Annotated in this window: 7 protein-coding genes; 1 reads left to right on the forward strand and 6 read right to left on the reverse strand. The window is 30.4% G+C overall.

The window, feature by feature from the left end; translation table 11 throughout:
- The first annotated feature begins 44 nt into the window (after positions 1-44).
- Positions 45-800: a LytR/AlgR family response regulator transcription factor gene (locus ACIQZ1_RS02920; RefSeq protein WP_396158913.1), complete on the forward strand. Its 756-nt coding sequence runs from the start codon at positions 45-47 to the stop codon at positions 798-800.
- Here ACIQZ1_RS02920 and ACIQZ1_RS02925 read toward each other — a convergent pair.
- From ACIQZ1_RS02925 to ACIQZ1_RS02950, 6 genes are all read right to left on the reverse strand, one after another.
- The gene (locus ACIQZ1_RS02925) at positions 797-1,567 is read right to left on the reverse strand and encodes a CDP-alcohol phosphatidyltransferase family protein (protein ID WP_396158899.1); all 771 of its coding nucleotides are present in this window, start codon (positions 1,565-1,567) and stop codon (positions 797-799) included. The genes ACIQZ1_RS02920 and ACIQZ1_RS02925 overlap by 4 nt on opposite strands.
- A gap of 50 nt (positions 1,568-1,617) precedes the next feature.
- Positions 1,618-2,634 (reverse strand): heme A synthase, encoded by a 1,017-nt coding sequence (locus ACIQZ1_RS02930; protein WP_396158901.1) that lies wholly within the window; start codon positions 2,632-2,634, stop codon positions 1,618-1,620.
- A 37-nt stretch (positions 2,635-2,671) separates the two neighbouring features.
- The gene (locus ACIQZ1_RS02935; RefSeq protein WP_396158903.1) at positions 2,672-4,087 is read right to left on the reverse strand and encodes a CCA tRNA nucleotidyltransferase; all 1,416 of its coding nucleotides are present in this window, start codon (positions 4,085-4,087) and stop codon (positions 2,672-2,674) included.
- A 74-nt stretch (positions 4,088-4,161) separates the two neighbouring features.
- Positions 4,162-4,728, reverse strand: coding sequence for an L-threonylcarbamoyladenylate synthase (locus tag ACIQZ1_RS02940; protein ID WP_396158905.1), 567 nt, complete (start codon positions 4,726-4,728; stop codon positions 4,162-4,164).
- 4 nt (positions 4,729-4,732) lie between these two features.
- A complete protein-coding gene (locus ACIQZ1_RS02945) occupies positions 4,733-5,380 on the reverse strand; it encodes an acetyltransferase (RefSeq protein WP_396158907.1) in 648 nt (215 codons plus the stop codon).
- Positions 5,374-6,453, reverse strand: a complete 1,080-nt coding sequence (locus ACIQZ1_RS02950) for a DegT/DnrJ/EryC1/StrS family aminotransferase (RefSeq protein WP_396158909.1) — start codon at positions 6,451-6,453, stop codon at positions 5,374-5,376. Before ACIQZ1_RS02950 ends, ACIQZ1_RS02945 begins: the two co-directional genes overlap by 7 nt.
- Between the last annotated feature and the right edge of the window lie 70 nt (positions 6,454-6,523).

Raw genomic sequence — 6,523 nt, forward strand, 5'->3', positions numbered from 1 at the left:
AAATTATGCAAAACGAAAATATTCCCCCTTTGGGGGTTAGGGGGCTGAACATCATCATCATCGAAGACGAAAAGCCAGCCGCCCGATTATTGCAACGCAAAGTGGAAAAACTTGGACTGAAAGTAATTAAAATGCTACATTCTGTGGAGGAATCAATTGCTTGGTTTCAAAATAATTCGCATCCTGATTTGATTTTTCTCGACATTCAATTGTCTGATGGCTTATCGTTTGAATTATTTGAACAAATTGACATTAAAAGTGCGGTTATTTTTACTACTGCTTATGACGAATATGCGTTGCGTGCTTTTAAACTAAATAGCATTGATTATTTATTAAAACCAATTGACGAAGACGAACTTTCAATCGCCATTTCAAAATTCAAAAATCAATTTCAAAAAAGCACCGTTTCTAATTTAGATTTTGAAGCGATAAAACGTATGTTAATCAATCCTTTGGAAAAGGAATACAAATCGCGTTTTTCAGTGAAAATTGGTCAACAATTAAAAGTAATTTCAATTGATGAAATAGAATGTTTTTATAGCGAAAATAAAGGCACCTATATTCATACGATAGACAACAGAGATTATTTAATTGATTCTACTTTAGAAGTTGTAGAAGCCGAAATTAACCCAAAAGATTTTTATCGTGTAAGCCGAAAATTCATTGTTCCGTTGAAAGCTGTTAAAGAAATTCAAGTATATTCTAATTCAAGATTAAAAATTATTTTACCCACTTACAAAGACGATGAAGTAATTGTATCAAGAGAACGCGTTAGTGATTTTAAAGAGTGGATTGGCTAATGAATAACTGTTTTTCTGATGCCTATCAAAACAAGTATGAATACTGAATACAAAATAAAAAAAGGCACAATAAATTCTATACATCCAAACGTTAATAATATTGCAATAATAAGCAATTGAAAACCCAATCCGTATAAAGAAACTAATGTCATAAACCAATTTGGAAAGGTTTTGATTTTATAGGCATTTGAATCTAAAAAATGAATAACTTTATCAAAAAGGCCATAAACTAGGGTGTAAATTCCAAATAAAATAGTTACCAATTTTTGCGATTCACCTGGTAACGCTTTTGGGGTTTTGTATTCAAATATCTTGCTGGTTGTATCGCCTCCAACCGATTTATTTCTTAAAATCACATAATAATAATTGTATAAGGTGCCTTGTAACTGAATACAAATAAAGGCAAGTGCTGCATACCAAATGGTACTGTTTGACATGTAACAAATTGTCATTAAAAACATAAAATTTAAGATAATATCAAAAACACTGTCTAAATACCTTCCAGAATAGGATGGCGTGTTTTTTAAACGGGCTAATTCACCATCAGCGGCATCTATACCCGATTTTAAAATGATGAAAAATGCTGCGGCGATATAATATTGGTTTAACATGCAATAAATTGCAATTAATCCAGAAATTCCGAATAAAAGTGTTACGTGAATAGGTGTAAAACGAGTTTCCTTTAAGGAATTAGCCAAAAGTTTACCGAAAGATCTTCCGTAATCTGATAAATCAAAAAATTTATCTTGCGCTGCGAGTTTAGACATTAATTAAATCTAAAGAACTGTGACAATATAGTCGGACTGCAAAAGTAATATTATTTTTCTGTTATTTTTTTATTTTCTAAAAGTAAATAAAATTGGACACTAAATAAGAATGTTGCCAATACTAAATGTATAGTTTGACTTCCGAAAGGAAAATCGACATACACCATAATTACACCTGAAATTATTTCGAAAATTAAAATTCGAACGATCCAATTTACTTTTTCAAAACCCAATTGAAGATTTCTATTTCGAAGAAGTAAAAATAAATTGGCCAAAAAGACGACAATTGAAAAACTGCGGTGAAAGTAGAATGTGATTTCGGGTTGTAACAACCAAAATGATTTTGGAGCTCCCGATTTCTCAATTGTATCAATAAATTCACGAACATACGTTCCTAAAACCACTTGAACAATTGTAAGAAGTAGCACTATAACAAGTGCTATACTAAACTTTTTATCGTACTTTCTAATGCTATTTTTCGCCGAAACCACATATATAACATACAACTGTAATGCCACAATTAAAAAAGCAGTTAACATATGAGTGGTAATTTTTACTGGACTTAATACCGAATCTACAACCGTTTTTCCTAACCAAGCTTGAAAACCCATTAATACACAAACAAAGAAAGAATAAACAACTACTTTTTTGTTTTCTTTCCAGAAGCCAAATGCAAAAATAAATGTTACAAAACAGGCAATTCCTACCAAAGCACCAAGCAATCTATTGATGTATTCAATCCAAGTATGTGCTGGGTTAAAAATAGCATAATCGTGTTTGGTATAGGCTTCCCAGTTACTTTCTGAAAAAGAAGAAGTCGCTGTAAAATCTGATTTTGCTACAAGTAAACCTTCGTCTTTAATAATCACTTGACCTTTATCGTAAGCTTTATTAGGTGTAAATTCAAGTTCTTTTTGTTCCGTGGGTGGAATGTAATAACCAAAACACTTTGGCCAATCTGGACAACCCATTCCTGATCCAGTCATTCGCACCAAAGCACCTGCAAGAATTACTAAATAAACTAAAACTAATGCCGTTTTTGCTGTTGTAAGAAAATATTTTTTCATTTGTTTTGACTGCAGATTTTCAGATTATTAAAATTAATTATATTTTATTTAAGCCCATTTTTTCAGCACGCTTTAAAACAAATTCTTTAGCAGCTTCATATTCATTTGGAATTTCACCTTCTAAAATGGCTTCTTTTACAGCTTCTTTTAAAACTCCAATTTCACGACCTGGTTTTAATCCGAATAGTTCCATAATTTCTTCTCCAGAAATGGGTGGCTGAAACACACGAACTCTGTCCTTCTCCTCTACTTCAACTATTTTCTGACGCACAATTTTAAAATTATTGTGATATTTTTGAAATTTTTTACTGTTTTTTGTAGTGATATCGGCTTCGCAAAGTATCATTAAATTTTCTATATCTTCACCAGCATCAAAAACCAAGCGACGAACGGCTGAATCGGTAACAATTTCTTCAGCTATTACAATTGGTCTTGAACTCATCATAACCATTTTTTGAACAAACTTCATTTTCTGATTCAAAGGCATATGAAGTCTTTCAAAGATTTTTTTTGCCATTTTTCCGCCTAAAAATTCATGGCCATGAAACGTCCAACCTTGTTTTTTATTGAATTTTTTAGTGGGTGCTTTGCCTATATCATGCAATAATGCAGCCCAGCGTAACCATACATCTTCTGTATTTGGGCAGATATTATCTACCACTTCTAACGTGTGGTAAAAATTATTTTTATGTGTATGACCTTCTACTTCTTCCACATTATTTAAAGCGGTCAATTCAGGTAAAATTAGGTCTAATAAACCGGTTTGATACAAATGTAAAAATCCGATAGATGGTTTTTCTGATGACAAAATTTTATTCAATTCATCAACAATGCGTTCACCAGAAATAATATTTATTCTATCTTTATTTTTTTCAATTGAAGTTAACGATTCACTTTCAATTTCAAAATTTAATTGGGTAGCAAAACGAATGGCACGCATCATACGCAAAGGATCGTCAGAATAAGTAATATCTGGATTCAAAGGTGTTTTTAATAGTTTATTTTCTAAATCGGCAACACCATTAAATGGATCCACTAAATCTCCAAAATTTTCAGAATTCAGAGAAAAAGCCATTGCATTAATGGTAAAATCACGACGTTCTTGGTCGTCTTTTAAAGTTCCATTTTCAACTAAAGGATTTCTGCTATCGTGTGTATATGATTCTTTTCTTGCCCCTACAAATTCAATATCCATTTCCTTATAACGTAACATAGCTGTTCCGTAGTTTTTAAAAACTTGAACTTTTGGCTTATTTGAAAGTAATTCGGAAACTTTTAAAGATAATTCAATACCGCTACCTACTGCAACGATATCAATGTCTTTTTTATGATTTCTATCCAATAAAATATCGCGAACAAAACCACCAATCACATAGCATTCCAAGTTAAGTTCTTGTGCGGCTTGCGATATGATTTTGAAAATTTTATTTTCTAAATGTTGTTTGTAATTCATGTTTTAATTTGAAAATTTGAAAATTAGCTAATTTGAAAATTGAGATAAATTCAAATCTTCAAATCTCCAAAATATTATTTCCTAATCACCTTTACCTGGCTATCTAATGTTAATTTGATTATGGCTGAAGGTTTTTTGCAAACTTTATCGTGGTGCAAATTTACAACATAGTCGACTCCTTTTATAATTTCTGGTGAAATTTCTTTGAAATTCATTGGTGTTGGTTCTCCAGAAATATTTGCAGAGGTGGAAACTAATGGTCGTTTCATACGTTCCATTAATTTAAAACAGAATGGTTCTTTTACTATTCTGATTCCTAAAGTATTATCTTCTGCTATTATATTTTTAGCTACATTTTTTGGTTGATCCAAAATTAATGTGGTTGGTCGTTCTGAATGGTCTAAAATATCCCATGCCACTTCTGGAATTTTTGCAAAAACATTGTACATCATTTTTTCACCATTCATTAAGCAAATCATACTTTTGCTTTCTTCACGTTGTTTTAGTGCGTATATTTTCGCAACAGCTTTCTCGTTGGAAGCATCACAACCAATTCCCCAAACGGTATCTGTTGGATACAAAATAATTCCGCCATTTTTAATGACTTCGTAGGCGTTGTGAATTTCGGTATTGATATCCATATTATTAAAATTCTAATTTTGGTAATTCTTTTTTAATTATGGCGGGTATACCAGCTACCATACAATTGTCTGGTACATTTTTGGTTACTACAGAACCTGCTGCAATGATTACATTTGAACCAATTTGAACATTTGGTAAAATAGTACTATTGGTACCAATAAAAGTGAATTTACCAATTTTACAATTTCCCGAAACATTAACATCTGGACAAAGCTCTACAAAATCATCAATAAAAACGTCATGACCTATGGTACATGATAAATTAATTAAAACACCCTTTCCTATAGTAATATCGTTAGTAAGTACTGAATTTGTCATAATATTAGCACCCAATCCAATTGAATTTCCATAACTCCCAATATGAGAAAAAGGACTAATCAATGTTGTTAATTTACCACCAATACTTTCAAATTTTTTAACTAATTTATATCTAAGTATTGGATTTCCTATTCCAATAATAAAATTAGAATCCCCATCATTAAATAGTTTTTTGGCTTCTTCAATTGATGTTAAAATGGGAAAAATATCGTACAAAGAAGTTCCAATATCCTCATTTACATCATCGTAAAAAAATAAATTATCTATTTCATTTTTTTGCTTAAAAATTTCTAAAACTTCTTTAGCAAAACCTTTTGCACCAATTATTAGCATGCTACTGTGGTATTAATTATAGTTATAATTTTTTCTAAATCTTGTTTTTCCAAACCTACATACAAAGGCAAACATAAAATTTTTGAAGCTATAGATTCTGAAATTGGCATGGCTGCACCTTTTACAAAATCAATTGAATTTAAAGAAGGATAAAAATATCTTCTTGGAAATATATTCGATTCATTAAGTCTATTTTGAACTTTTAATAACTCTTCCTCAGAATTAAATATTACAGGAAAATAACTGAAGTTCCATTTTGTGTTTTCTCTAATTTTCATTGTTGAAATATGAGTGAAATCTAAATTATTCAAATAAAAATCTACAACTTTTTTTCTTTCAGAAAATATAAATTCCAACTCATCAAACACAGCTAATCCCATAGCGGATTGTAATTCCGAGATTTTAGCATTAATTCCTAAACCATGAAATTCCAAAGGTCCATTATGTCCAAAATTATGACTATAAAAAAGTTTTTGAAACAAATTTTCATCATTACAAAACATCGCACCACCTTCACCCGTATGAAATATTTTAGTAGCATGAAAACTACATGTACTTACATCACCAAAATTAAAAATTGAAGTTCCGTCATAAGTTACACCAAAACAGTGTGCAGCATCATATATAATTGCTAAATTATGCTTATTGGCTATATTCTCAATTGCTTCAACATGACACGGATTTCCAAAAACATGAGTAGCTAAAATAGCTGTTGTTTTAGGCGTAATAGCTGATTCTATTTTTGTTTCATCAATAGATAAATATTCTGGATGGATGTCTACAAAAACCGGAGTGCAATTTTCCCAAAGTATTGCAGATGTAGTAGCAATATATGAAAATGGCGTGGTAATAACTTCACCTTGATTTCCTAATAATTTTATTGCAATTTGCAAAGGAATGGTTCCGTTATTGGTAATAATTAAATTTGATGTACTATATTTTTTTTTTATTTTATTTTCAAGTTCTAACGTTAACTCTCCTCTGTTTGTTAGCCACACTTTTTCCCAAGCTCTTTTAAGATAAGATTGGTACGACTCAATTGATGGTAAAAATGTTTTTGTTACATTTATCATTTATATTTTTTTTGTAAAAATAAAGATTTAAATTTGTAAAAAAAACATGTATTTAATAAATAAAATTAAA

Source organism: Flavobacterium sp. (genome assembly GCF_044341185.1).
Lineage (GTDB): Bacteria > Bacteroidota > Bacteroidia > Flavobacteriales > Flavobacteriaceae > Flavobacterium.

Bases quoted from the DNA above. Each gene is read 5' to 3' on its own strand.
- ACIQZ1_RS02945 (WP_396158907.1), bottom strand. From the start codon at position 5,380: ATGCTAATAATTGGTGCAAAAGGTTTTGCTAAAGAAGTTTTAGAAATT.
- ACIQZ1_RS02925 (WP_396158899.1), bottom strand. From the start codon at position 1,567: ATGTCTAAACTCGCAGCGCAAGATAAATTTTTTGATTTATCAGATTAC.
- ACIQZ1_RS02950 (WP_396158909.1), bottom strand. From the start codon at position 6,453: ATGATAAATGTAACAAAAACATTTTTACCATCAATTGAGTCGTACCAA.
- ACIQZ1_RS02940 (WP_396158905.1), bottom strand. From the start codon at position 4,728: ATGGATATCAATACCGAAATTCACAACGCCTACGAAGTCATTAAAAAT.
- ACIQZ1_RS02935 (WP_396158903.1), bottom strand. From the start codon at position 4,087: ATGAATTACAAACAACATTTAGAAAATAAAATTTTCAAAATCATATCG.
- ACIQZ1_RS02930 (WP_396158901.1), bottom strand. From the start codon at position 2,634: ATGAAAAAATATTTTCTTACAACAGCAAAAACGGCATTAGTTTTAGTT.